The organism is Anaeromicropila populeti, assembly GCF_900112775.1.
Classification (GTDB): domain Bacteria; phylum Bacillota; class Clostridia; order Lachnospirales; family Lachnospiraceae; genus Anaeromicropila_A; species Anaeromicropila_A populeti.
Genome location: NZ_FOYZ01000014.1, coordinates 23,967 through 50,625 on the forward strand (window position 1 = coordinate 23,967; position 26,659 = coordinate 50,625).

Consider the following 26,659-nt stretch of genomic DNA (forward strand, 5'->3'; position numbering starts at 1 on the left):
CTGTTTTGAAATCTTTCTCAGGTTTTAGAGATACCTATGAGGAATTGAAACTCAAAAACAGATTGTTTTGAGTTATCGGGCAATTCGTTTTAGAGATACCTATGAGGAATTGAAACTTTGTCTGCCAGTTGCCATGTTGTATCCATTGCTTACGTTTTAGAGATACCTATGAGGAATTGAAACCAATATGGGTACATATCGTTTAGGGTTTACTACTGGTTTTAGAGATACCTATGAGGAATTGAAACTTCAAAAAGATTTATTCCTTCAAAAATCTTCTGGATTATAGAAACACAGATAAATAATCAGCACTTGACAAACATTTGTTCGATTGGTATAATTTAGTAAATGTTTTAAGATTATTTCTATGCGTGTAAAACATGCCAATAATAAAAGCATGTGTAAAATAAAGCGCGGCAATTTCCAGATGGTTTATGCTAGAAGTATGAGATAATAATAATTAATAAACAGTGATAGGAGAGAACGCCAAATGAAATGAAACTGATTCATTTTATTTGGCTTTTTTTGTGCTATTAAGATTATTAAATGGAATTTTTAGAAAGTATTTGTCCTTTTGTAGGAAAACAAGAAATAATTTCAATTATTAAAATAATGACAAAAAAACAACATATTTGTTAATATGGGTAGTATAATAGGTAAAATAATCATTAAATGTAAAAAAAGTATTGATCTTTTCAAGAATATGGATTATAATAGCAATGAGGTGATGAAAATGAGTATTAAACTATTAGAAGTAAACAAGTACTTTTTTGCTCCAACCGAAAACATAGTCATGGAAAGGGGTGAAGGTATTTATTTGTGGGACAGTACTGGCAAACGCTATATAGACTGTGCTGCTGCAACATTTAATCTAAGCCTGGGGTATAGCAACCAGGAAGTGTTAGAAGCAGTCGCAGAACAGGCGGATAAGCTAGTACATATCACATCCAGTTACATGAGTGAGCCAGTAGCAAAGCTAGTTGAAAAACTTGTAGAAGTAACACCTAAATCATTAACCAAAATACATCTAAAGGTTTCTGGAGGCTCCACAGCAAATGAAGGAGCTATCAAGATGGCACAATTTTACAACAAAAAGTCAGGTGTCATTTCTTTATTCAGGTCTCACGTAGGACAGACAATCTACACAATGAATGCTTCAGGATTAGGATTTCGCAGGCAGCCATTTGCCAGCCTAGGCAATTCTGGAATTGTTCATGTTCCACCAGCTTATTGCTACAGGTGTTTTTATAATCAAAAGCCATGTAGCTGCGGAATGCTCTGTGCAGAAAGAATTGAAGAATTTATTAAGTATGCAGGAAATGACAGTATTTCTTCTATGATAGTAGAACCAATACTGGGAAACGGAGACAATATTGTTCCGCCAAAAGAATATTTTGTAAAACTAAGAGAACTGGCTGATAAACATCATTTTACTTTAATTTTTGACGAAATACAGACAGGTATTGGAAGGACAGGAAAAATGTTTGCTGCCGATTATTTCGGAGTAGAACCGGATATCATGACGATTGCCAAAGGACTGGGGGGGACTGGATTTCAAATTGCAGCTATTGCCACAAAGGAAGAATATGCGGATATGGATTCCCACTATCATTCTTTTACCTATGGTTCCAATTCTCTGGCATCAGCTGCTGGAGTTAAAACACTGGAAATCATTACGCGGCCAGGATTTTTGGACAATGTAACATTAGTGGGCAACTACATTATAAGAAGGCTGAATGAGATGAAGGAAAAGTATTCCTTTATCGGGGACGTTAGAGGTGTAGGACTTATGATTGGTTTTGAGATAGTAGACGAAAAGGGAGAAGAGTCACTAGAATTAACCACTCAAATTAAAAACATAGCCTTTGAGAATGGACTAATTATGAGGACATCGAGATATGGAATTGGAAATGTGCTTAAGATAAGACCAGCACTTATCCTAACATTAGAGCAGGCAAAAGAAATTTGTGAAATACTAGAATATACTTTTGACCAAATAGAAGTACACTAAATACCAAATATTTTTTAGTGACGGAGGGAGAGAATGAGAGAGTATATTAATAAACTGGCCGACTATGTGTTTGACCGCATTCATGGGTGCAAAGGCGTTTTAAAAAACCGGGGAGTGAATGGTGTTTCACCAGGCGGTGATGCCCAGTTTAATATCGATAATATAGCAGAAGAGGCAGTTTTAACATTTATTAGGGAACAAAATGTTGATATAGCATACTATTCAGAGGATACGGGATTAAATGTGATAGGGGAGAGTCCAAAGTACATATTAATTATTGATCCGATTGATGGGACAAGACCTATGGCAGCAGGGATGGAAATGGCTTGTATTTCGATAGCTGTCGCAGAATATACACCAGATGCGAGAATAAAGGATGTAAAATATGCGCTTTTGAAGGAATTAAAGACAGGAGCAAGTATGTATGCAGATGTGGAGAGTGAAGACATACATTATCAGGGATATCATGTCAATTTACCAAATCTAAACAGGGACGCAGATTTACGACATATGTTCTGGGCCATCGAAATGAATGGACATCCAGCGCAATTAATGACAAATGCATATGGACATCTGATAGACTATTCTGCCAATACAGGAGGAGTATTCCTATTTAACAGTTCATCCTATGCAATTTCAAGAATAATTACTGGTCAACTAGATGCTTTTGTGGATATTGGAAACCGCATTTTAAAGGACAATATTAGCCTTTTGGATAAATTTAAGGATGTTGGAAATGGATATGTACTTCATTTATTTCCTTACGATATTGCGGCAAGTGTCTTTTTGGCAAAGAAAGCAGGTGTAATTATTACCGATGCATATGGAAATTCATTAGATGAAATGAAATTAATGGATATCAGCTATGAAAATCAGCAATCTTGTATTGCGGCTTCAACAAAGGAGCTGCATCAGCAATTGTTAGAGCATATAATATGGTAAAAGAAAACAGGATTAGAATGTAAGGAGGTATTATGCAAGGAATTGTGTGGACTGAAGATAAACGTTTGGAGCTGCGGGAAATGGAAGAGCCAGTAATAAAGCATGAAAATGATGTGAAAGTAAAAATATATGGGACTGGCATCTGTGGCACAGATCTAAATCTTGTAAAAGGAAAAATGACAGCAAAGGCAAACATGATCATTGGACATGAAGCAGTAGGTACAGTTGTGGAAACGGGAAAAGGTGTGACAAATGTTTCAGTAGGTGACAGAGTAGTAATAGATCCGACCCAATTCTGTGGAAAGTGCAGTTATTGCAGACAGGGCCTAACTTGTTTCTGTGATTCTTTTGATGAGTATCAGCTTGGAATAGGGGCACATGGTACCTTTGCAGATTATTACGTAGGAGAGGACAGGTTCATTTATAAAATACCAGATGACATGAGCTGGGATACTGCAATTTTAATTGAGCCGTTGACGTGTGTTTTAAATATTGTTACACAGGCGAAGTTAAAGCCTGAAGATGCTGTACTGGTTATAGGATCAGGACCTATTGGTGCGATATGCCAGTTGGTATGCAGTAAGATAGCTGGTGTAACAGTAGCAGTTGAATTAAATCCTTACCGTAGGGAAATGTCTTCTAGAATTTGTGACTATGCATATTTTCCAGATGAATTAACAGAAAATGAGGTGCATAGAATTAATAATGGAAGAAAATTTGATGTGATTATTGACGCGGTAGGGAATCAGATGCAAAAAGCGCTTCCTCTTGCAGGAAAAGGATGCAGACTGTTTGCAGCAGGATTTGACCAGACCTATGAAATGACAATTAATACTTTTCGGTTTCTGGAGAATGGTATTAGCTTAATAGGTACTGGAGAAGTGCATCAAATGACAGAATCCGCAGTAAGATATGCATCCAAACTAAAAGGTCTGGATGAATTAGTTACAAAGAAAATCCCCTTATCTAAGTATCAGGAAGCTTTTGACGAGCTTTTACATGTAAGTCAGGAGGGAAATGCATCTGGAACAATGAAACTTGTTCTATTATCAAATATTACAGATTAACATGAGGTGAATTGTGAATAAGAAAGATGTTATGATAAAAGAAGATTCCACGAAGGATATCGTAAAAAAAATAATCAAATTAGCAATTCCAGCTAGTCTGGAAATGATATTTCAAAACTTGTTAGGGTTAATTGATATCGTCTTTATCAGTGCATTAGGTGATGATGCAATGGCGGGGGTAAGTCTGGTAAACCAGATTATTACACTGCTGCTGCTGGTTTTTGGAACATTGGGTGTAGGCGGAAGTATACTGATTGCACAGTATTATGGGAAAAAAGACAAAGACTCTATTGTTACAATAGTCGGACAGCTTTTTCTATTTGGATTAAGTGTTTCTGCAATTACAATTATCCTGCTAACCCTTTTTCAGCAGAGAATACTGACAGGAATAGGAGTAACAAAGGAAGTAATGGGGTTTGCAGAAATATACTTTCGAATAGTAATAATTAGTATGCCAGTTGCTGTTTTTATTAATCTTTTAACCAGTGTGCTAAGAGCAGTGGGAAATACTAGGACATCGATGCTGAGTAACGTAACCTCATTAGCAGTCAATACGGTTTTGAACTATGTGCTTATTTTTGGAATAGGCAGCTTAAAGGGGTTTGGAATAGCTGGTGCTGCATATGCAACATTGATTTCAAGATGTGTTGGATTTATTATTTTGACCACGTACCTGCTGTTTTTCAACAAAGAGTTCGACATGAAAATAAAGGCATTTATTCAGTTTAATAAAGAAAAATTTTTACACATGTGTAAGCTGAGTATACCAGTAACAGTTGGAGAAGGAGTGTGGGCAGCAGGAAGCTTTTTATATACGCTGCTGCATACCAGAATCGGTACAACTGCCTTGGTAGCTAATCAGATGCTGTTTAGTGTAGAGGAAATCTTTATTATGTTCTCTTTTGGCTTATCAGTAGCTGGTTTAACCGTAGTCGGTCAGGAAATTGGCAGAAAAAATTATGATTTAATGCACCTGAAAGCAAAAATAATATTAAAAACAGGTTTTGTAAGCTCCGTTATTTTTGGAATATTATTTTTTATAACATCTTTCTTTTTATCATTGATTTATTCCCATGTTGCAGAAGCAAGTATTCAGTTAGCCGTCATTGCCATACACATTAATGCCTTGTTTCAGCCTATAAAAGTAACAAACCTTATTTTGGGAAATGGAATTTTAAAGGGTGGAGGGGATACAAGCTGTGTAATGATAATTGACACAATAGTAGTAACTATCGGAGTAATAACAGCTTATATTTTAGGATATGGATTTGAGCTGGGATTTCTGGGTGTCTTCTTTGGTAAACTAATAGAAGAAATCATAAGGTTTTTATTCATGATGGGACGATACAAATCAGATAAGTGGTTTAAGCTGTTAGTATAAAAGGAGGAACAAATAGCATGTATACCGTATGCGAAAAGGAAGGAATCTTCTATGTAGATGGGAAAAAAGAGTTTTTAATTTGTGCGGATTATCCGTATTACAGGGATAAGGTTGACAATTGGGAAGATCGTCTGAATAAACTGAAACAGGGAAATGTAAGTGTTGTAACCTGCTACATACCGTGGCGGCACCATGAAATTCATATAGATAGGAAAAACGTAATAGATTTTGAGGGAAAAACAAAGCCTAACCGAAATTTAAAGTATTTTCTTACCTTGTGCAAATCGGCCGGACTATATGTAATCTTGAAACCAGGACCATTTATTCATGCAGAGGTAAATTATGGTGGATTACCAGACTTTGTGAATCCAGAAAAGAATCCAAGTATTCCTCCTATGCTGGATTGGGAAGGAAAACCGATTACATATGAACATTCTCTGCCAGCTCCTTATGGTGAAAAATATAAAGGAATGGTGGAAAAATGGTATCAGGTGGTAAATCATCATATACTAGAGCCATTTCAATACCCAAATGGATCTGTGATTGCCGTTCAGATTTTTAATGAAGGAATTTATTCAAATGCAAACTGTTTTACAGAAAACTATGATTATTCACCAGACAGCCTAGTCATTTATGACGAATTCCTACAAAAAAAATATGGAACAATTTATTCGTATAATCTCATCCATAATACGGAGTATGATGCGTTTTCAGATATAAAGCCACCAGTAAAATGGAATACTTGCAAATCCTATCGAGAGATAATGGAGTATTATGACTGGTCAGATTACCAAGGGACTTATTTAAGCAGAATTTATTCCTACTATGCAGATAAACTGACTGTAAAAATCCCTTTTTTTGCTAACATTAATGCCCCATTAGAAGGTAATCGCGGACTGGATGCATGGATAACCAGAGTCAGACCAGAGGAACTTTCTCCTATTGTATACGGGTATACTAGCTGGGTTGGCGTTGTTTCACATGATGAAGATGCCTATAGTAAGTTTCTGGTTCTTGCAAAAAGAAAAAGAGGACCAAATTTGGAGGGGAACTGGGGATTTTCAAAGTTGTATGATAGTAAGTTTAAGTACCCAGTGATTCCTTTTTATCAGACAGTATTGTCTATTGCATTAGGTGCAACTGGATACAATATATATACAGGTGTTGGAACAGCGGAATGGGATGAGAATGTTGATTGTGTTTACGAAAGACCATATCCAGACAGCAGTCCTATATCTAGTAAGGGTGAACTGACTGAAAAGTATTACGTAATGAAACTATTAAATACATACATGAAAGCATACGGGAGAGAAATACTAGAAAGCAGTACCCGAAAATGTATTGCCTATGGAATGTATACACCAGACTGTTATTTGCCAACATGGAAAGACAGTATTGAAAATTTAATGGAATTATCATTATATCAAAAGGGAAATGGGACAAAGGGATTAGAATGTTTTCAACGTAATGTCAGAAGACAAAATTATGATTATGCGATTCTAGAATTGCAATATTGCACAGAAGATGAATTACAAAAACAGCCTGTAATAACAATTGCAGGAGTACGTTTTATGAGTGCCAGTGTACAAAGAAAACTGGTTTCTTATGTGAAAAAAGGTGGCAGGCTGATTGTAATAGGAAATCTACCAGTATTAGATGAAACCTTAAATCAATGCGAGATTGTAAAGAAAGAATTGTTGGGACACAAGGTAATTGGGACAATGAAAAAGGCAAAGGCAGATGGCTTCTCTGAAGAGTTGAATTTTGTTCAGGAGTTAGCAGATATAAAAGGGATTATATTATATACTTCAGAAGGCAAGCCATTTGCATACAAGAACACAGTAGAACAGGGAGAAGTTTTTTATATTGGAGCAGGTTTATTTGCAGATGAGAGTAAAAAGTATTCTGAAATTTTTTTAGATCTGCTTCAGAAAGTGATAAGTTCTTATGATGTGTCTGCTTATAACCCAGATACACAAGTATGGTGCTACCACCATCCATCAGGAATAAAACAAATATTTATTCTTTCTAGGGCAGAAGAAGCATTCTGGCATAAAATTGAGGTAAAGAATCATAAAGGGACGTATGATTTGCTCAGTATAAAGCTGCCTGGAAAATCTGCTGCTATAGTCAGGCTGGAGCAGGAAGAGATTACGGCATTTATAGCAAAGGGAAGGAATGAATTAACTGGAAAAGGAGAGGGTGTTGAATTATCATTTCATTCTTATAAATATAAATCCTCTGGAAAAACAAAAGATATCTTAATGATAGACGGAAAAATGATAGAAACAGATAATCAGGGAAAGGAAAATATATGACGTATTTCATTGTCGTATAAGGTTGTTTATGAGAAAAATAGATTTACACATTCATTCTGAGTTCAGTTCTGATGGTGAACTGGCAATAAAAGATATTCTGGATTTAAGTAAGAAAACAAATATGGAAGTAATCGCAATTACAGATCATAATTCTGTAAAGGGAGTTCAGAAAGCAATAGAGTACGGAAAAATGATAGGTTTGCAGGTTATTTCTGGGATAGAAATGGATTGCACGTATAAAGATATTAATCTGCATGTTTTGGGATACTTTATTGATCCTTCCAGAAAAGAATATGAAGAATTGGAAAACGATATTTTTCAGCAAGAAGTAAAGGCAGCAGTTGAAAAAATAAACCGGTTAACGCAGGCAACGGATGTTATTGTAAATGCAGACGAGATTTTTACTCAGGCAGAAGGGAAGATAGTAACAGGTGAAATGATTGCAGAGAATATACTGCATAATCGGAATAACTTGGACAAGAAGATAGTGAGGCCTTATTTGCCAGGAGGAGAAAAAAGTGACATGCCATATGTTCATTTTTACTGGGATTTTTTTTCACAAGGAAAAGCTGCGTATGTTCCTATTCATTATGTGTCCTTTCGAGAAGCAGTATCATTAATTAAATCCAGCGGTGGAGTTCCTGTGATTGCTCATCCAGGAAATAATTTAAGGGAGAAATTAGAAATTCTGGATGAGCTGATACAAGAGGGACTTGAGGGAATAGAAGTATTTAGCACGTATCATTCAATAGAACAAACAAGGTACTTTTTCGAGAAGGCAGTTCAAGAAGACCTGTTGATTACTTGCGGAAGTGATTTTCATGGAAAAAATAAGCCCAATATTCAAATAGGCAGTTATACAAAAATAGAGCAGGATGTGGACGTTCTGCGGGGATTGCAAAAGTACCTTTAAGCAAGTGGAGGTAGATAAAATGAAAGAGGATTTTAAAAATGGAACAGCAACCTTTGTAATTCCTCATTGGAGATGTGACAATGAGGCAACAAGAATATATTTTGATAAAGCGATTAATTCAGTAAAGAGACAAACAGATCCGAACTGGCACATTGTTGTGATTGATGATTGTTCACCTTGCATAGAAGCACGGGAATATGCTCAAAAACTGGGTGCAGAAAATCCTGACCAAGTTACGGTTATCTGCTTGGAAAAGAATATGGGGCCAGGGGGAGCCAGAAATGAAGGAATCCGATATGCTTATGAGCATGAATCACCATTTATTTTGTTTCTAGATGCAGATGATGTATGTGATGAAAGAAGACTGGAGGTTGTCAGAAAGCATTTTATTGAAAATCCGATTGTAAATGTTGTATACTCAACGTTCCGGGTAATTGATGAGGATGACCAGTTTGTAAAGGATGAGGATATAGCGCCTAGCATTTATGAAACACTGGAAGGGCATAAGCACAATGTAGTTGAAGGGGAAAATGCATGGATTTCCATTGCAACAGAAAAAAATTATACGAATCTCACTTCCTCAACCGCAGTTAAAACAACAATTGCTTATACAACACCATTTCCAGAAATGGTTAAATGCTCTGAGGATGCCCATACATGGATGCGTTATGGCGCAAGAAGAGGTGTTTTTATCTATGATGAAACGATTCCTTCTTTATACCGGATTCCACGAAATACAGAAAGCAATTCAAGGGCTATCATTGGTAATGATTTCTGTGCAATGAAAGTGGAGGTTGATGAGGATGGTTTTATGGAAGCAATGAAAATTGCAATTTCTAATGGTAATATTGACCGAAGCGAAAAGAATGAACTGTCTGTTCTCTTTTATATTAAGCTGGCTGAGTCCATGATTTATGCTAACAGAAAAGACATTGCTCTACTTCAGGTTGAAAAAGCTAAGAAAATTTCAAAGGAATTAACAGAGAAGGTTTTAAAGCAAAAAAAATTAGCTATTCCGGCGATATAAAAAATTGTTTTAAAGGAGATATGATTATGAAAGCAATTATTTTGGCAGCCGGCTTAGGAACAAGATTATATCCATTAACGAAAGAAAAGCCTAAGTGTCTTATGGAGGTAAAAGGGAAACCATTATTACAGTGGTGGTTTGAATTGTTTGAGAAATATAAGGTTGATGAAGTACTGGTTAATACACATTATTTAAGCGGCCAGGTGGAAAGTTTTATAAAACAGTATAAGGGAAATGTGAAAATCAGTACTACCTTTGAAGAGAAACTGCTTGGGAGCGCAGGGACGATTAGAGAAAATATAAATTATGTAGAAAATGAAGAGGATTTTTATATTGTAAATGCGGACAATATTACAAATATTAATTTGGAAAAAATGTTAGCTTATCATAAGGAGAAACATTCTGATTTTACATTGGGTATTTTTCATACAAACAAACCAGGAGAATGTGGGATTGTAGAGGTTGGAAAGGGAAACAGGGTAACAGACTTTATTGAAAAACCCGATTGTCCGAAATCTAATCTTGCTAATGCAGGAATTTACATTGTAAACAAGGCAGCTTTACCTTGTTTTCGGAAAGAACAAAATGTAGATATTGGCAAAGATGTTCTGCCTCAATTAATAAACAACATGTATGCATATTTTGTAAAAGAGTATTTATTAGATATTGGGACGCCAGATAATTATGAAAAGGCAAATCGAGAGTTTATGGATAAGTAGTAGTTTACTTTATTTTTCAACAAAAGCGGGAGTGAAAAAATATGAGAACAGTTTTAACAAGAACTCCTCTTAGAATAAGCTTTTTTGGAGGAGGAACAGATTTAGAGAGTTTTTGGAGTAAATATAAGGGACAGGTTTTGTCGGTCAGCATTAACAGGTACATTTATGTGGCAGTGCAGAAATCAGTTACTCCATACTACACATTAAGTTATTTAGACAAGTGTGAGACAGTAGATACAATTGATGACATTAAACATGATATTGTAAGGGAGTCACTACGTCTTACGGGGACAGATGAAAAAGTGTCTATTAGTATCAAGTCGGATGTAACCAGCGATGGCAGCGGATTAGGTGCATCAAGTACGTTAGCAGTGGGTATTCTTCATGCTCTATACCGATTTAAGGGAAAAGAGATTTCTGTTGAGGAGCTGGCAAGGCAGGCCTGCTATCTGGAAATACATATTTTAAAACAGACTATCGGAAAGCAGGATCAGTATATTGCTGCGTATGGTGGCATGCAGCACATTTCATTCTTATCAGATGGAACAGTAGAACTGCGGAGAATCAGTAATCTAGCAGCAATAAAAAATCTGGAGAGCCGTTTGCTGTTATTTCATACTGGAATAGGCAGGAAAGCAGGAGAGATTTTGAAGGAGCAGAATGTTCTGGATGAAAGCAAAGCAAATAATTTGCTGCTCATGGCAAGTCAGGTAGAAGCGGCAGTAAACTTACTTGAGGAAAACAAGATAGATGATATAGGCAAGTTGCTAAAGGATGGCTGGATGTTAAAGAAACAGCTCAGCAAGAAAATTAGTAATGTGTTTATTGATGAACTTATTAACAGACTGTTTCAGGCTGGCGCGGAAGGTGTTAAGGTAACAGGAGCAGGTGGTGGGGGTGGAATACTAGTTTTTCATAAACCTGGGAAGGCGAATCAGATTCGAGAGGCTGTGAAGGAACTAGAGGAATATCCATTTTCTTTTACAATGGAAGGAACACAGGTGCTGGAGGCGCAGTATTAAGGAGGCGGAAATATATGGTGCTAAATGAAAAGATTTATGAACTGAATCGTATCGTTTATCACATAGATAAAGATAAAATTAATGCCATAAGCAATATTCTGATTAAGGGAATAGAACAAGGAGGAACTATCTTTTTCTGTGGAAATGGTGGTAGTGGAGCAACTGCAAATATGTTTGACGAGCTGATTTTAAAAATGAATCAGGAACTGGAAGAACTGGGAGTTGCGAAAAAAGTAAAAAGTTTCAGTTTAAATGCCAGTACAGTACATATGTCTGAAATAATAACAAACCAAAGCTATGAGTATATTTTTTGTCAGCCGCTTTTATATAGTGGAACGGACAAGGATATGTTGATTGCAATCAGTGGCAGTGGTAATTCACAAAATGTTGTGGAGGCAATTACTACAGCAAAGCAGCTGTGCATGCAAACTATTGGTCTGACAGGAATGAGCGGAGGGAAAATATCTCAATTGGTAGACGAGGGAATCATTGCGGATAGCCAGAATATGCAGCAAATTGAAAATGTGCATAGTATTATACTGCATATGATTTTAACGAAAGTAAAAAACCAGTTAATTATTAGTGATAATAGAAAAGTCTGATAAAGGAGGAGTTTCTATAGAAGGTTTAGTTTACGATTATGAAAAAGAGCTTGCAAAAGTTGCTGATACCATTAATGTGACAGAATTTGAAGCTGTTAAAAAACGAATTATTCATTCAATAATCCAGGGAAAGAACATTTTCTTATTAGGCGATGGAATCAATAGTGCCATAGCGGATCATTTTGCTGTTGATATTACAAAAAATGTAGGAATTGCATTGGGCAATAATGGATTACGTGTTCAGGCCATCAGTATGAACCAGCCCATGCCACTTGTAACAGCATTGGCAAATGACGTGAGTCAAGACATGGTTTATGCAGAAATGTTGCGCTTGTTTGCTGTTCCAGGTGATTTGTTAATGATTTTCTCTAATGAATTTTCATCAGAAAGTATAGAAAATGCAAGAAAATATGCATATGAACATGGCATTAAAATTGTATCTATTTCAGGAGAAGAGTCCTGTAAAAGTCTGACACCAGCTCATGCCGTTCTAAAAATAAAATCAGATAATCCGTTCATTATACAAGATATCTTGTTATTTCTTACACATACATTAACAGACTGTTTAAAAGAAGAGATAAAATATCCAGTAGTTTTTCTGGATCGGGATGGCGTAATTAATGTTGATAGCCCAGACTATATAAAGAGTATAGAGGAATTCCGGTTAATAGAAGGAGTACCAGAGGCTATCAAATTACTAAATCTCAATGGTTATGCAGTTGTAGTAATAACAAATCAGTCTATTATCGGGAGAGGTATGGTTAAGGAAAAGCAGGTAGAGGAAATTCATCAGCATATGAAAAAGGAATTGTTTGAAAAGGGTGCTGTAATTAATGGGATATATTATTGCCCTCATGCCCCAGCCGAGCATTGTACATGCCGTAAGCCATCGCCACAGCTGATTCAGCAGGCATTTGAGGAAATGCCTCTTGCACGGGAAAATGCATATATGATTGGGAACAGTGGAAGTGATATTGAAACAGGATTGAATGCAGGAATCCGTACTATTTTTATTGGTGAGCCAGGTGAATTGGGAGAGAACCTGCAATGCCAGAATACCTATGCTGCGGGAAATCTTTTTGATGCAGTTACGTGGATTATAAAGAATCGTTAAATATCATATTATTGGGAGGTAATAGAGATGAACAAAGTTCTTGTTATTGGAGGCGCGGGATTTATTGGGCATAATACGGTGAAGAAGCTTTTGGCAGAAGGTTATGAAGTGACTATAATGGATAATTTGCAGCAACGAGTACATCCTTACGGAGATATCAGCCATCTTGACAAACGGGCAGATTTTATTAAGGGAGATATTACTAAAAAAGAGGACCTGGAGAAAGCGTTAAAAGGAATTGATATTGTATTCAATTTTGCAGCATATCAAGACCACATGACAGATTTCAGTACGTTCTATGAGGTGAACAGTGTAGGAACGGCTCTTTTATATGAAACTATTGTAAAAAATAATTATCCTGTGAAAAAAATAATTTTTTCATCTACTCAGGGTGTTTATGGAGCTGGAAAATTTAAATGCAATCATCACGGTTATTTTTATGGAGAGAGAACGAGGGAATTGCTAGAACAGGGTAAATGGGAAGTCACTTGTCCAATTTGCAATGAAAAAGCGGAGTTTGCTTTGCTTCTAGAAGAAGATGCGGCACCGAATACAGCATATGGTATTTCCAAATACGCAGCAGAAATCACAGCATTGCGCTTTGGGCATAAGTATAATATTCCTACGGTTTGTTTAAGGTATTCTCTTGTACAGGGAAGTGGACAATCTATTCATAATGCCTATTCTGGCATTGGTAGAATATTTAACCAGCGTTTATTGCGGGGGAAACCAATTATTGCATATGAGGATGGAAACCAGATTAGGGATTTTGTGCATGTAGAGGACGTGGTTGATGCAAATCTACTTGTAATGAAGTCAGAATTGGCTGATTATAACACCTACAATGTTGGTGGTGAAAGACCTGTAACAGTAAATGAATATGCAGATAAGCTGAATGCGTTGTTTGGAAGTGAATTAAGGACAGAAACTCCTGGTATTTACAGATGGGGTGATCCAAGACATACTTGTTCTTCTTCTGAAAAGTTAGAAGCCATTGGATGGAAGAGAAAACATACAATTGATGATATTGTAAGGGATGCACATGAATGGTTCAGCCAGATGGCATTCAATCCAACATTTGAGGAAGCAGAACAACTTATGCTGCAAAGAGGTGTTTTAAGAAAAAGTGCTCAGTAGAATAAATGGCTTAGTTGTGAATAAGTAACGTTTTCTTGCAATGCGTTACACGTTAGAATTAGTTTTTAAAAGGTTGACCCTGGATAAGGTATTTAATGAGGGGGTCAGCCTTTTTAACTGTGGAAAGAAACAAGTAGAAAATTATTATTTATTTATGTCAAATTATATGAGATGAAAGTAAAAAAAAATGAAAACTTGTAAAAGAAATACTTTTAAGGTAATATATGTATAGAGTAAGGAATTAGGTAATATTCTTTGTATTTAATAGGATAGTGACAGAATAGAACTGACTAGAACACACGAGTAATAGAAGAATTATTACGTGTGTTTTATTTTTGAGACGGCAAGGGTGCAAGTAGTTTATAGAAAAAAGAATTAATCTATTATGACGAAATATAAGAATAGTCTGGAGGAAAGAGTGAAAAATAAAGTGGATTTTAAGCCACACTTAAATAAGGGTTCATAGAACCCTGCTTCTAAAGAGATTAATTGTATAAGTATTAGTAATCGTTGCGTTTTACTAATTGAGAACTATCGTATCCAAGAGATTCGAGATAGGCAAAAATATTGTTTTCGTTTAAAACAACTCTTTCTACATGATTTTAAGGGTTCATCAATTCCTCATAATCAGTAGGAGTAAAGGGTTTCTTTTCTGAAACCATGTGATAAATACAGACCATCATCATACGAGCAATAGCGATAATGGCCTTTTTATGACCGCGACGTTTTTTGATTCGCCCATATTTGATTGCAAAATAAGGATGCCCGATGGATCTAAAACATCTATTACACTATGCGAGGGCTTTAGAGATACCTTTAAGGAATTAAAATCACGCTGTTCCTTTTGTGTTTGCTGGTGGTGCATGTTTTAGACATACCAGAAAAATTAAAACTTATATATCATACCACCATATTGGGCATTTACAAAAAAATCTGATTAATCCAAAAGTAATATTACGGCCAGTATAAACATAACTATTAAATAAATAGAAAATCGGAAGTGTGCTACTTTGAAAAAAATAGTTAGTATGATAATCATAATTCTTCTTACAATTTGCAGCTGTCTTGAAGTATCTGCACCAATAAAAGCAGATGAGATAGACACACTATACGCTCGTTCTGCTTGTCTGGTTGATGGCAGTAACGGGCGTGTTCTTTATGAGAAGGACGGGTATAAAGAGATGCCCATGGCAAGTACTACAAAAATTATGACTTGCATAGTAACCTTGGAACAAGCCAAACTAGATGATGTAGTAACTATTTCAAAAAATGCAGCCAGGCAGCCAGATGTCCAATTAAATGTAAATACTGGAGAACAATATTGTTTAAAAGATTTACTCTATTCCTTAATGCTGGAATCTCATAATGATGCAGCAGTTGCGATTGCAGAACATGTGGGTGGTTCTGTAGAAGGATTTGCAGACCTAATGAATCAAAAAGCAAAGGAGTTAGGTTGCGAGCATACCAATTTTGTGACACCGAATGGACTGGACGCAGACGGACATTACACAACAGCTGTGGAACTTGCAGAAATCGCTCGATATGCCATTCAAAATAAAACGTTTATAGGCATTACCAACACACCTTCCTGGTCCTTCAAAGAAATAACAAAGGGACGCGGATTTACTGTGACAAACAAAGATAAATTTTTGTATTTATATGACGGGGCAATTGGTGTAAAAACAGGTTTTACTGGAAAGGCAGGGTATTGCTTCGTGGGAGCAGTTAAGAAGCCAGATCGGACGCTGATTTCTGTTGTGTTAGCATGTGGCTGGCCGCCAAATAAGAACTATAAATGGTCAGATACCAAAAAATTGATGAATTATGGAGTGAATAATTATACACTAAAAGAAGTTTTTGAGGCAGATAAAGATTTTCAGCCTGTTATGGTGGAAGATGGTAAAAAAAACAGTGTCAGAGTAGTTATGGATTCCGCTTCTTTGGAGATGCTTTTAAGAGAAGACGAAAAAATACAGGTAGTGTATTCTCTTCCTGATAAATTAGAAGCACCTGTAGAAAAAAAATGTGTGGTGGGCAAAGCAAGCTATTACTTAGGAAATACACTGATTCAGCAATATCCAATTTATACAGTGGAAGAAGTAGAAAGAGTAGATTACCTTTGGTATTTAGAAAAAGTATTCGATTTATTTTTGTTTTAATTACAAGTTTCATCAATTTGCTAATTTGTTAAAAATAATACAAAAGTCTATTGCTATTTTTAAGTAAATGCTATACAATTATAATCGGCAGAAAATTGGTTTTACTTTTATCAATAGGACATAAACCAGTTCTATTGTCATTATAAAAATACAAATGGAGGGCTGAAAATGAGTAACACAGCACAAACGTCAGCAATGGAGAGAATTCATGCACTGCTGGACGACAATAGTTTTGTTGAAATTGGTGCAAAAGTAACGAAAAGAAGCACTGATTTTAACCTGCAAGAGAAATCAGTTCCAGGAGATGGTGTAATTACCGGATATGGAGTGATTGAGGGTAATCTTGTATATGTTTATAGTCAAGATTCAAGTGTATTAGGCGGGTCAATTGGAGAAATGCATGCAAAGAAGATAGCACATATTTATGATATGGCATTAAAAGTTGGTGCGCCTGTTATCGGATTAATTGATTGCGCAGGCTTAAGACTTCAAGAAGCTGTTGATGCGCTTGCAGGATTTGGTGATTTATACTTAAAACAAACTTTAGCTTCTGGGGTGATCCCACAGTTAACAGCAGTATTTGGAACATGCGGAGGTGGTTCAGCAATTTCATCCGCACTTAGCGATTTTACTTTTATGGAAGAAAAAAAATCCAAATTATTTGTAAATTCACCAAATACTTTAGATGGAAATTATACTGAAAAATGTGATACTAGTGCAGCAAAATTTCAGGCTGGAATAGGAATGGCAGATTTCGTAGAGGCAGACGAGGCTGCTGTTCTGAATCAAATCAGAACATTAGTGCAGATGATACCTTCTAATAATGAAGACGATGCCTCTTATGAAGAATGTACCGATGATTTAAACAGACTTTCTGGTAATGCTTCTGCAAAAGACAGCTCTGTTGCTTTAGCAGATATAGCAGATGATAATTTCTTTATGGAAGTAAAAGCTTCCTATGCTAAGGACATGGTGACTGGATTCTTACGTTTAAACGGAATGACAGTGGGAGCCGTGGCAAATCGAAGTGAAATTCTTGATGCGAATGGTAAAGTAAGTGAAAAATTTGACGGAACCTTAACAACAGACGGTTGTAAAAAGGCAGTTGAATTTATTGCATTCTGTAATGCATTTCAAATACCTCTTTTATCCTTAACAAATGTTACAGGTTTTAAAGCAACAATGGAGGAAGAAAAAACAATTGCAAAAGCAGTGGCAAAATTAACATATGCATTTGCAAACGCAACTGTTCCAAAGATTAATGTGGTTACTGGTAAAGCTTATGGTAGTGCTTATGTTGCCATGAATTCAAAGCACATTGGAGCGGATATGGTATTTGGTTTTACTGGTGCTGAAATCGGCATGATGGATGCTAAGCAGGCTGTTAAAATTATGTATGCAGATGAAATCCAAAAGGAAAAAGGTTCTTCTGCACTTGTAGATGAGAAAGCAAGTGAATATTCACAATTACAGTCAAGCGTAGATGCAGCAGCTGGAAGAGGATATGTAGATGCTGTCATCGAACCAGAAAATGCAAGAAAAAATTTAATCTATGCATATGAAATGCTATTTACGAAAAGAGAGAGCCGACCAAGTAAAAAGCATGGAACAGTATAGAACGAGGTGATATATGATGAAAAAGAGAATTGGTTTACTGTTGTGTCTATTTGCCTTTACTATGCTAAGCTTTTTTGGTGGTAACAGAATGGTTGTAAAGGCAGCATTAGATGAAGCAACAGCAAAGGATCAGACATTGCAATTTCTGCAAGTTTGGAATACTCAGGACTTTTCTACTTATGCGACAGAGTATGCTGACTATATGACAGAAGAAGACATTGTGATGTATGAAGGATGGGATAAGCTGCAGAAATCTTTAGGTGCATTTGTTGAAAATGGTGATGTTACTATTACCGAATCTGAAGATGGTACGCATGCAATTGTTATAGCAACATATGAGAATGGAAAAACAGATTTTGAAGTAATTTACGATGCTGATGGCAATATGTCAAATGTAACAGTATCTGAACATGTTAGTTCAAAAGCAAATTTAGGAAAAGCTGGATTAAATACGATAATGGGTCTGGGAATTGTATTTGTTGTGTTGGTATTGATTTCCTTCATTATTTCATTAATGGGCTTTATACCTAAGGTTCTGTCCAAAATGGAAGCAAAAAAAGCAGCTGAATTAGAGAATTATTCACAGATGTATTCACAGATGGATTCACAGATGGTTTCAAAGCCTGTTGTAATGGAAAAGGTAGAAGATGTAACGGATGACTTAGAACTTGTTGCAGTTATTACAGCTGCGATTACAGCATCTATGGAAGCAAGTGGAGTAGAAGTTCCAGTGGATGGATTGGTAGTTCGTTCTATTAAAAAGCGCAGTGCTAAAAAGTGGCAAAGTGCATAAATAAGTTATTTACATGATTATTAGGAGGAAAAATAGATGAAAACTTATACAATTACAGTGAATGGTAATGTTTACGATGTAACAGTGGAAGAAGGAGGAGCAGGAAGTACAGCAGCACCAAAGGCAGCAGCACCAAAAGCTGCAGCTCCAGCAGCACCAAAAGCAGCGGCTCCAGCAGCACCAAAGGCAGCAGCTCCAGCAGGATCACAAGGTTCTGTTAAAGTAAATGCTCCAATGCCAGGTAAAATTTTAGGTGTTAAAGTGAACCCTGGACAAGCTGTAAAGAGAGGCGATGTTGTTGTAATTTTAGAAGCAATGAAAATGGAAAATGAAGTAGTTGCTCCACAGGATGGCACAGTAGCTAGTGTTAATGTAGCAGTTGGTGACATGGTTGAATCAGGAGATGTTTTAGCTACATTTAACTAGGATTCATATATACGTGAATTCCAGAAAATCAAACTGGGAGGTTAGAAATAAAATGGATTACGTTGTAAATACGCTGGAAAATCTATATCAGCAAACTGCCTTTGCCTCATTGTCATGGGGAAATTATTTAATGATGGCAGTAGCCTTGTTATTTTTGTTTCTGGCAATTAAAAAAGGATATGAACCACTCCTTTTAATTCCAATTGCGTTTGGTATGCTATTAGTAAATATGTATCCGGCAATTATGGAAGAGGGAGGATTATTACATTATTTCTTCTTATTAGATGAATGGAGTATTTTACCTTCACTGATATTTTTAGGTGTTGGTGCCATGACCGATTTTGGACCTCTTATTGCAAATCCAAGGAGTTTCTTAATGGGTGCAGCAGCACAGCTTGGTATTTTCGTGGCATATATTTCTGCTATTTTGTTAGGCTTTAATGATAAAGCGGCGGCAGCAATTTCTATTATTGGTGGTGCTGACGGTCCTACGTCTATCTTCTTAGCTGGAAAATTAGGACAGTCCAATTACATGGGAGCGATTGCAGTAGCAGCATATTCCTATATGTCTTTGGTACCAATCATACAGCCGCCAATTATGAAGCTTTTCACAACAGAAAAAGAACGTAAAATTAAGATGGAACAGTTACGTCCTGTTACAAAGTTAGAGAAAATACTATTCCCAATTATCGTTACAGTTGTAGTAGTTATGATTCTTCCAGCAACTGCTCCATTGGTAGGTATGTTAATGCTTGGTAACCTATTTAAAGAGTCTGGTGTTGTAAAACAATTAGCAGAAACAGCTTCCAATGCACTTATGTATATCGTTGTGATTTTACTTGGTACAAGCGTAGGTGCAACAACAAGTGCAGAAGCATTTTTAAGAGCAGATACGTTGAAAATTGTTGGACTAGGATTAGTTGCATTTTCTTTTGGTACCGCTGGCGGTGTATTGTTAGGAAAATTAATGAGTAAGTTATCTGGCGGCAAGATCAATCCTTTAATTGGATCAGCTGGTGTTTCTGCCGTTCCTATGGCAGCCAGAGTGTCTCAGAAGGTTGGTGCTGAAGCAGATCCTACCAATTTCTTATTGATGCACGCAATGGGACCAAACGTTGCAGGTGTAATCGGAACTGCTGTAGCAGCAGGTGTGTTTATGGCTATTTTTGGAGTGTAAAATAGGCAAAGGAATAGATATTGAATATCATAAGGAGGTAAAGAAATATGGCTCAAAATAGACCGGTGAAAATTACGGAAACTATATTGCGTGATGCGCATCAATCTTTGATAGCCACTAGAATGACTACAGAGCAGATGCTGCCAATTATAGAGAAAATGGATCAGGTAGGATATCATTCAGTAGAATGCTGGGGTGGAGCAACATTTGATGCTTCATTGAGATTCTTAAAGGAAGATCCATGGGAAAGATTAAGAAAGCTGAGAGCAGGATTTAAAAAGACAAAATTGCAGATGCTTTTCAGAGGACAGAATATTTTAGGATATCGTCACTATGCTGATGATGTAGTAGAGTATTTTGTACAAAAATCCATTGCAAACGGTATTGATATTATTCGTATTTTTGACTGTTTAAATGACCTTAGAAATTTGGAAACAGCAGTGAAGGCAGCTAATAAGGAAAAAGGACATGCTCAGATAGCTTTATGTTATACATTGGGTGATGCCTATACATTAGATTACTGGACTAAAATGGCGAAAGATATCGAAGCACTGGGAGCAAATTCTATTTGTATCAAGGACATGGCTGGTTTATTAGTTCCAAGTAAGGCTACAGAATTAGTTGGTGCATTAAAGAAAACAGTTAAGATTCCAATTCAGCTTCATACTCACTATACATCAGGTGTTGCATCTATGACTTATATGAAAGCAATTGAAGCAGGCTGTGACGTAATTGATACAGCAATGTCTCCATTTGCTATGGGTACAAGCCAGCCAGCTACTGAGGTTATGGTAGAGGCATTTAAGGGAACGGAATATGATACTGGTTTTGATCAGAATCTGCTTGCTGAAATTGCTGATTATTTCAGACCAATGAGAGATGATGCACTTGCAAGTGGCTTATTGAATCCAAAGGTTATGGGTGTAGATATAAAGACACTTTTATATCAAGTACCTGGTGGAATGTTATCAAACATGGTATCCCAGTTAAAAGAGCAGCATGCAGAAGACAAATACTATGAAGTATTACAAGAAATTCCTAGAGTTAGAAAAGACTTGGGAGAACCACCACTAGTTACGCCTTCATCTCAGATTGTAGGAACCCAGGCTGTGTTAAACGTAGTAATGGGTGAACGTTATAAGATGATGACAAAGGAAACAAAGGCTGTATTACGTGGAGAATATGGTCAGACTGTAAAACCATTTAATAAAGAAGTTCAGAAAAAAGCACTTGGCAATGATAAGCCAATTACTTGCCGCCCAGCTGATTTATTAAAGCCTGAGCTGCAAACAATTGAAGCAGAGATGGCACAGTGGAAAGAACAGGATGAAGATATTTTATCTTATGCTTTATTCCCACAGGTTGCGACAGAATTTTTCAAGTACAGAGAAGCACAAAGTACAAAAATTGATTCAAAAGCTGCTGATTCAAAAAATGGAGCTTATCCAGTATAGGGCAAGAAAAAATTACTCCGGAAGTTTGTATATATAAACTTTCGGAGTTTCTTTTATTATTAGTAAGTATTGAGGTCCAGCTTGGCTTCAACAAATCCAGCAACATAAGGGGCAATTTCGTAGGGATTAAAATAGATTATGATTCCGTTATCATTTATATAGTAGTGGAAATCTGATAGTGGTGTATTTTCAATTGTGTTTATTGCTTCCGGAAAAAATTGCTCAGGATTTTTTTTGATTTTTTCTAAAAAAATATTTATAATGGCTTGCTTTATTTCAAATGGTTTCTTTTTTGTAATGTTAATTAGGTTTACCTGTTCTCCTGTGGTGAGGGAAAAAGTATAAGAAGATCTGGTTGTATTGGGGTGAGCTCCGCCAGCATAAACAAAATTTGTTTTTAAAAATGAAATCAAGTTATTTTGATTGTAAGTAATCTCAATGATTGTCTGGCTTTCAAAAGGAATAGTACGATAGTATTTATTGAATTCCACAGAATCTGCAAGAAGTGATTTTTCTTGTAAAAGTGCTTCTGCTTTTTGCATTTCCAGAAAATAATTAATAGACTGAACGGCGGAGGTATTATCCTTTAAAATAGGGCTTTGGTAAAAAAAAGTTAAAAGAACATTGCCGTTATGATCTCTGTATTTATGATGAATGGTTTCTGAAATAATTTCCATAACAGTAATTCCTGACTCAATAATTATAATATTATATGTAAGAACACGATTATTGGGAAATAAAGCTGTCAAAATAATTGCTTGACAAAACATATAAAATTGGTTATACTACCATCTGTAAAGAAAATTACTTTACAGGTGGTGTTTTATTTGGAAGTTAATAGTGTAGTGGAGTTATCTCTTCTCTATGATTTTTATGGAGGATTGATGAAGGATAATAAGCGTAGAATCTTTGAGGATTATGTGCTGAATGACTATTCTCTTAGTGAAATTGCCAAAGAACAGGGGATTTCAAGACAAGGTGTGCATGATACTATTAAGCGGTGTACCAAAGAATTGAGAGATTACGAAGAAAAATTATGCTTAATAGAAAAATTTCAAAAAACTAAGGAAATGGTAAACCAGATTCGTAATATTTCAAAGAATGTACAGGAATCTGGGAATATGGTGGAGATTGCTAAAATCGAAACATTATCAGCAAAAATATTAGAGGAATATTAGCATGTATGATATAATATAGATGATTCGTAACGTTTTGATAGAAAGGAATGGTTTTATTTGGCATTTGACAGCTTATCAGAAAAACTGCAAAATGTTTTTAAAAACCTGAGAGGAAAAGGTAAATTAACTGAAGCGGATGTGCGTACTGCATTGAAAGAGGTTAAGATGGCTCTTTTAGAAGCAGATGTTAATTTTAAGGTAGTTAAGAACTTTGTTAAGTCTGTAGAAGAGAGAGCAATTGGACAAGAAGTGATGAGCAGCTTAACGCCTGGACAGATGGTAGTTAAGATTGTGAATGAAGAGATGGTTAAGCTTATGGGTAGTGAGACAACAGAGATTAAGCTGAAGCCAGGAAATGACATTACGGTTCTCATGATGTGTGGTCTACAGGGAGCTGGTAAAACAACTACTACAGCGAAGCTTGCTGGTAAGTTTAAGCAGAAAGGGAAAAAGCCTTTGTTGGTTGCTTGTGACGTATATCGTCCTGCGGCAATTAAACAGCTTCAGATTAATGGTGAAAAGCAGGGAGTTCCTGTGTTTTCCATGGGAGATGGGCATAAACCAGTAAACATTGCGAAAGCTGCCATTGAACATGCTGAGAAGAATGGATTTAATGTTGTAATACTTGATACAGCAGGACGTCTTCATATTGATGAAGGCATGATGGAAGAGTTAATTGAAATTAAAGGAAATGTTTCGGTGGATCAGACGGTACTGGTAGTGGATGCTATGACTGGTCAGGATGCAGTTAATGTTTCCGAAATGTTTCATAATAAAATTCAGATTGATGGAGTAATTTTAACGAAGTTAGATGGTGATACCCGTGGTGGTGCCGCACTTTCTATCCGTGCAGTCACTGGAAAGCCAATTTTATATATTGGTATGGGCGAGAAGCTGTCTGATTTGGAACAGTTTTACCCAGACAGAATGGCATCCCGTATTTTAGGGATGGGAGATATTCTGACATTGATTGATAAGGCACAAGCTGAAATTGATGATGATAAGGCAAAAGAATTAGAGAAAAAGATACGTAAGGCAGAATTTAATTTTAATGATTATCTGGACTCTATGTCACAGGTGAAAAAGATGGGCGGAATCTCCAGTATTATTGGAATGCTTCCTGGTATGGGACTTCCAAGTGATGTTGAGGTAGATGATAATGCATTTAAAGGAGTGGAAGCAATTATTTTTTCCATGACTACAGAAGAAAGAGAAAACCCAGAACTTTTAAACCCATCTCGAAAAAAGCGTATTGCAAAAGGTGCTGGTGTTGATATTAGTGAAGTGAATAAACTTGTAAAGCAGCAAGAGCAGATGAAGAAGATGATGAAACAGATGAGTGGATTAATGTCTGGAAAAGGAAAGAAGAGAGGTTTCAAACTGCCTTTCGGATTATAGAAGGAGCAGAGTTTTTGTTTTGCTTATAATTGCTTAGTGATGTTTATGAGGAATTTTAGTTCCAATATATAAAAGGTGGCTGGCAATTTATAATATACCAACGAATCTTTGAGGAGGTGAAAAGTATGGCAGTAAAGATTAGATTAAAGAGAATGGGACAGAAAAAAGCTCCTTTCTATAGAATAGTAGTTGCTGACAGCAGAGCGCCAAGAGATGGTAAGTTTATCGAAGAAATCGGTACTTACGATCCAACAAAAGAGCCAAGTGCATTCAATGTAAATGAAGAAGCAGCAAAAAAATGGCTTTCTAATGGAGCTCAGCCAACAGATACTGTTGGAAAAATATTTAAAAACGCAGGTATTATGTAAGTAACAGTGTTATAGTTCTTAGGGACGGCGTTCCTATGTGAGCGTCGTTGCTAAGAATGATGTACTACTATTTATGCGGAGGCGGATTATATGAAAGATTTAGTTAAAGTTATTGCTATGGCATTAGTGGATCATCCAGAAGCAGTGGTTGTAACTGAGAAGGAAGAAGATAATGCGATAACAGTAGAATTAACCGTTTCAACAGAGGATATGGGGAAGGTAATTGGAAAACAAGGCCGAATTGCTAAAGCTATCCGGACGGTTGTGAAAGCAGCTGCATCAAAAGAGGAAAAGAAGGTCACTGTGGAGATTTTACAGTAAGTTACATTGGGGATGTTGCGAAGCACATCTCCTTTTATGTTACTGTAAGGCTTATCACAATATAGGTGGCTGCCAGTCTGATAATAGTGTACATCAGATTATTGGAGGAAGAAATATGGATTTTTTAAGAGTTGGTGTAATATCTAATACACATGGGATTCGTGGCGAGGTAAAGGTATATCCAACAACTGATGATGTCAAACGATTTAAGCAGCTCAAGGAAGTGATTCTGGATACTGGAACGGAGCAGCTTGTCCTTGAAATTCAAGCAGTTCGTTTTTTTAAGAATATGGCAATTCTAAAATTCAAAGGGATTGACTCTATTAATGATATTGAAAAATATAAAGGTAAGGATTTATTGGTTACTCGTGAAAACGCGGTAGAATTAGAAGAAGGAGAATATTTTATCTGCGATGTAATAGATTCCAGGGTGATCACAGAGGAAGGCGAAGAATTTGGGGTTTTAAAGGATGTACTGACAACAGGAGCAAATGATGTTTATGTTGTAGAAACCATGGAAGGTAAAGAAGTTTTACTTCCTGTAATTAAAGAATGCATTCTTGACATAAATATAGAAAGCAAAATAGTAACAGTTCATATTTTGCCAGGTTTATTAGACATTAACTGAAGAATGGGGTAATATAACTATATGAATTTTTATGTGTTAACTTTATTTCCTGAAATGATAGAGGATGGTATGAAAGTTAGTATCATGGGAAGAGCGATAGAAAAGCAGCTGTTATCGATAACTACCATTAATATCAGGGATTTTGCTGCAAACAGGCATGGAAAAGTAGATGATTATCCTTATGGAGGCGGCGCAGGAATGGTTATGCAGCCAGAGCCTATTTACCAGTCCTATTTACACGCACTTAAGCTAATTAGAGAGAAACGTGGATTAGCAGCAGATGAGGAATTGACCAATATCCGTACTATTTATCTAACGCCACAAGGAAGAGTATTTAAACAAAAAATGGCAAAGGAATTTGCAAAAGAAGAGGATATCATTTTGCTTTGCGGTCATTACGAAGGTGTGGACGAGCGGGTACTGGAGTTGATTGTAACAGATCATATATCAATTGGAGACTATGTGCTGACAGGCGGAGAGCTGCCGGCAATGGTTGTAATGGATTCTATTTCTAGATTAGTTCCAGGAGTTTTGAATAATGATGATTCAGCAGAAACAGAGTCTTTTTCGGACAATACATTAGAATATCCTCAATATACAAGGCCTGTAATTTTTATGGAACGTACGGTACCAGAGGTGTTACTCTCAGGACATCATAAAAATATTGAACATTGGAGAAAAGAAGCGTCTTTAAAGCGTACGTTAGAAAGAAGACCTGATTTGTTATCAGGCAAATCCTATTAAACAATGAAAATCAATATGAAAAGAAAAAGTACTTGCTTTTTGAAATAAATTGTGGTAGAGTTAAAACGTTGTGAGATTAGATGGTCCTCTGTTACAGTGCGCTATATATGCACGTTATGTATTAAGAACATCAAAATTATGAA

At 36.3% G+C, this 26,659-nt stretch carries 25 protein-coding genes and 1 CRISPR repeat array (1 of these 26 running past the window's edge); of the genes, 24 read left to right on the forward strand and 1 reads right to left on the reverse strand.

Annotation, left to right across the window (positions count from 1 at the left end):
• Window positions 1-248: direct repeats of the CRISPR family, unit length 30 nt; unit sequence GTTTTAGAGATACCTATGAGGAATTGAAAC; it begins 1,031 nt to the left of the window's first position.
• A 485-nt stretch (window positions 249-733) separates the two neighbouring features.
• The 18 genes from BM305_RS15250 to BM305_RS15340 all read left to right on the forward strand — a co-directional run bounded on the left by BM305_RS15250 (window position 734) and on the right by BM305_RS15340 (window position 21,879).
• Window positions 734-2,011 carry an aspartate aminotransferase family protein gene (locus BM305_RS15250; RefSeq protein ID WP_207649503.1) on the forward strand — a complete coding sequence of 426 codons (1,278 nt, stop codon included), beginning with the start codon at window positions 734-736 and terminating at the stop codon, window positions 2,009-2,011.
• A 33-nt stretch (window positions 2,012-2,044) separates the two neighbouring features.
• Window positions 2,045-2,953, forward strand: coding sequence for an inositol monophosphatase family protein (locus tag BM305_RS15255; protein WP_092562672.1), 909 nt, complete (start codon window positions 2,045-2,047; stop codon window positions 2,951-2,953).
• A gap of 32 nt (window positions 2,954-2,985) precedes the next feature.
• Window positions 2,986-4,020, forward strand: a complete 1,035-nt coding sequence (locus tag BM305_RS15260) for a zinc-dependent alcohol dehydrogenase (protein ID WP_092562675.1) — start codon at window positions 2,986-2,988, stop codon at window positions 4,018-4,020.
• 13 nt (window positions 4,021-4,033) lie between these two features.
• Window positions 4,034-5,401, forward strand: a complete 1,368-nt coding sequence (locus BM305_RS15265) for an MATE family efflux transporter (protein ID WP_092562678.1) — start codon at window positions 4,034-4,036, stop codon at window positions 5,399-5,401.
• 17 nt (window positions 5,402-5,418) lie between these two features.
• Window positions 5,419-7,719, forward strand: coding sequence for a beta-galactosidase (locus BM305_RS15270; protein WP_092562681.1), 2,301 nt, complete (start codon window positions 5,419-5,421; stop codon window positions 7,717-7,719).
• 28 nt (window positions 7,720-7,747) lie between these two features.
• Complete coding sequence (locus BM305_RS15275; protein ID WP_092562684.1) at window positions 7,748-8,632, forward strand: PHP domain-containing protein; 885 nt, start codon at window positions 7,748-7,750, stop codon at window positions 8,630-8,632.
• 19 nt (window positions 8,633-8,651) lie between these two features.
• Entirely contained in the window at window positions 8,652-9,659 is a 1,008-nt protein-coding gene (locus BM305_RS15280) for a glycosyltransferase family 2 protein (protein WP_092562687.1), read from the forward strand.
• 26 nt (window positions 9,660-9,685) lie between these two features.
• Window positions 9,686-10,378 carry a nucleotidyltransferase family protein gene (locus tag BM305_RS15285; RefSeq protein WP_092562690.1) on the forward strand — a complete coding sequence of 231 codons (693 nt, stop codon included), beginning with the start codon at window positions 9,686-9,688 and terminating at the stop codon, window positions 10,376-10,378.
• Window positions 10,379-10,419: 41 nt separating this feature from the next.
• Window positions 10,420-11,400, forward strand: a complete 981-nt coding sequence (locus BM305_RS15290) for a GHMP family kinase ATP-binding protein (protein ID WP_092562692.1) — start codon at window positions 10,420-10,422, stop codon at window positions 11,398-11,400.
• A gap of 14 nt (window positions 11,401-11,414) precedes the next feature.
• Window positions 11,415-12,002, forward strand: a complete 588-nt coding sequence (locus tag BM305_RS15295) for an SIS domain-containing protein (RefSeq protein ID WP_092562695.1) — start codon at window positions 11,415-11,417, stop codon at window positions 12,000-12,002.
• The gene (locus BM305_RS15300) at window positions 11,983-13,116 is read left to right on the forward strand and encodes an HAD-IIIA family hydrolase (RefSeq protein WP_092562698.1); all 1,134 of its coding nucleotides are present in this window, start codon (window positions 11,983-11,985) and stop codon (window positions 13,114-13,116) included. Before BM305_RS15295 ends, BM305_RS15300 begins: the two co-directional genes overlap by 20 nt.
• 27 nt (window positions 13,117-13,143) lie before the next feature.
• The gene (locus BM305_RS15305) at window positions 13,144-14,253 is read left to right on the forward strand and encodes an NAD-dependent epimerase/dehydratase family protein (protein WP_092562701.1); all 1,110 of its coding nucleotides are present in this window, start codon (window positions 13,144-13,146) and stop codon (window positions 14,251-14,253) included.
• Window positions 14,254-15,281: 1,028 nt separating this feature from the next.
• Complete coding sequence (locus BM305_RS15315) at window positions 15,282-16,412, forward strand: D-alanyl-D-alanine carboxypeptidase family protein (RefSeq protein WP_092562859.1); 1,131 nt, start codon at window positions 15,282-15,284, stop codon at window positions 16,410-16,412.
• 168 nt (window positions 16,413-16,580) lie between these two features.
• Entirely contained in the window at window positions 16,581-18,029 is a 1,449-nt protein-coding gene (locus BM305_RS15320; RefSeq protein ID WP_092562704.1) for an acyl-CoA carboxylase subunit beta, read from the forward strand.
• Window positions 18,030-18,045: 16 nt separating this feature from the next.
• Window positions 18,046-18,822, forward strand: coding sequence for an OadG family transporter subunit (locus tag BM305_RS15325; protein ID WP_177214757.1), 777 nt, complete (start codon window positions 18,046-18,048; stop codon window positions 18,820-18,822).
• A 36-nt stretch (window positions 18,823-18,858) separates the two neighbouring features.
• A complete protein-coding gene (locus BM305_RS15330) occupies window positions 18,859-19,248 on the forward strand; it encodes a biotin/lipoyl-containing protein (RefSeq protein WP_092562710.1) in 390 nt (129 codons plus the stop codon).
• 52 nt (window positions 19,249-19,300) lie between these two features.
• On the forward strand, window positions 19,301-20,425 hold the full coding sequence (locus tag BM305_RS15335) for a sodium ion-translocating decarboxylase subunit beta (RefSeq protein WP_092562713.1): 1,125 nt from the start codon (window positions 19,301-19,303) through the stop codon (window positions 20,423-20,425).
• A gap of 47 nt (window positions 20,426-20,472) precedes the next feature.
• A complete protein-coding gene (locus BM305_RS15340; RefSeq protein WP_092562716.1) occupies window positions 20,473-21,879 on the forward strand; it encodes an oxaloacetate decarboxylase subunit alpha in 1,407 nt (468 codons plus the stop codon).
• A 59-nt stretch (window positions 21,880-21,938) separates the two neighbouring features.
• Here BM305_RS15340 and BM305_RS15345 read toward each other — a convergent pair whose 3' ends face one another.
• Window positions 21,939-22,556: a DUF3298 and DUF4163 domain-containing protein gene (locus tag BM305_RS15345; protein ID WP_177214758.1), complete on the reverse strand. Its 618-nt coding sequence runs from the start codon at window positions 22,554-22,556 to the stop codon at window positions 21,939-21,941.
• A 141-nt stretch (window positions 22,557-22,697) separates the two neighbouring features.
• Between BM305_RS15345 and ylxM the strand changes: the two genes are divergently transcribed.
• The 6 genes from ylxM to trmD all read left to right on the forward strand — a co-directional run bounded on the left by ylxM (window position 22,698) and on the right by trmD (window position 26,516).
• Complete coding sequence (ylxM, locus tag BM305_RS15350; protein WP_408606130.1) at window positions 22,698-23,057, forward strand: YlxM family DNA-binding protein; 360 nt, start codon at window positions 22,698-22,700, stop codon at window positions 23,055-23,057.
• Window positions 23,058-23,114: 57 nt separating this feature from the next.
• Entirely contained in the window at window positions 23,115-24,455 is a 1,341-nt protein-coding gene (ffh, locus tag BM305_RS15355) for a signal recognition particle protein (RefSeq protein WP_092562722.1), read from the forward strand.
• Window positions 24,456-24,580: 125 nt separating this feature from the next.
• On the forward strand, window positions 24,581-24,823 hold the full coding sequence (gene rpsP / locus BM305_RS15360; protein ID WP_092562725.1) for a 30S ribosomal protein S16: 243 nt from the start codon (window positions 24,581-24,583) through the stop codon (window positions 24,821-24,823).
• 90 nt (window positions 24,824-24,913) lie between these two features.
• A complete protein-coding gene (locus tag BM305_RS15365) occupies window positions 24,914-25,144 on the forward strand; it encodes a KH domain-containing protein (RefSeq protein ID WP_092562728.1) in 231 nt (76 codons plus the stop codon).
• A gap of 115 nt (window positions 25,145-25,259) precedes the next feature.
• Window positions 25,260-25,772, forward strand: a complete 513-nt coding sequence (gene rimM / locus BM305_RS15370; protein WP_092562731.1) for a ribosome maturation factor RimM — start codon at window positions 25,260-25,262, stop codon at window positions 25,770-25,772.
• Window positions 25,773-25,793: 21 nt separating this feature from the next.
• Window positions 25,794-26,516, forward strand: a complete 723-nt coding sequence (gene trmD, locus BM305_RS15375) for a tRNA (guanosine(37)-N1)-methyltransferase TrmD (protein WP_092562734.1) — start codon at window positions 25,794-25,796, stop codon at window positions 26,514-26,516.
• Window positions 26,517-26,659: the final 143 nt, after the last annotated feature.